Source organism: Streptomyces sp. UNOB3_S3 (genome assembly GCF_020740895.1).
In the GTDB taxonomy this organism is placed as follows: domain Bacteria; phylum Actinomycetota; class Actinomycetes; order Streptomycetales; family Streptomycetaceae; genus Streptomyces.
Genome location: NZ_JAILXP010000756.1, coordinates 1 through 696, shown reverse-complemented (window position 1 = coordinate 696; position 696 = coordinate 1). Strand labels below are relative to the sequence as shown.

The window sequence follows — 696 nt, the reverse complement described above, 5'->3', positions numbered from 1 at the left end:
CGTTGAGGCCCAGCATGCGGGCCACCCAGGGGGAACGGGGGTGCCGGGCCAGCTCGGCGGGGGGCGCGTACTGGGTCGTACGGCCGTCCTCCAGGACGAGCACGCGGTCGGCCAGCGAGACGGCTTCCACGGGGTCGTGGGTGACGATCAGGCACACGCCGGGGAAGTCGGCGAGGTGGGTGCGGAGGGTGTGGCGCACCTGGGCGCGGGTCGACTGGTCCAGGGCGGCGAGGGGTTCGTCGAGGAGGAGCAGGCTCGGGCCGGCGGCCAGGGCCCTGGCCAGGGCCACGCGCTGGGCCTGGCCGCCGCTGAGGCTGCCGGGTCTGCGGTGGGCGAGGTGGCCGATGCCCAGGTGGTCCAGCCACTGCTGGGCGGTGGCGTGGGCCTCGTCCTTCGGGGTGCCCTGGGTGCGCAGGCCGTAGGCCGTGTTGGCCAGGGCCGTGAGGTGCGGGAAGAGGGCGCCGTCCTGGGGGACCCAGGCGATGCGGCGACGGTGGGGCGGGGCCGTCGACACGTCCTGGTCGCCGAGGGTGAGCGTTTCCGCCGTCGCGCGGTGGGTGAGGCCGAGGAGGGTGCGGAGAAGGGTTGTCTTGCCCGCGCCGTTGGGGCCCACGATCGCGATCGTGGTGCCGGCCGGGGCGTCGAGGGTCGCTTCCACGGCGCCCTTGACCGTGGTGCGCAGGGGGTGCGGGGTGG

1 protein-coding gene is annotated in these 696 nt (G+C 75.7%); it reads right to left on the bottom strand.

Translation table 11 applies throughout. From position 1 onward, the window contains the following. Positions 1 to 696, bottom strand: a 696-nt coding sequence (locus K6I33_RS35480; protein WP_229358896.1) for an ABC transporter ATP-binding protein, incomplete at both ends; no start/stop codon positions are given.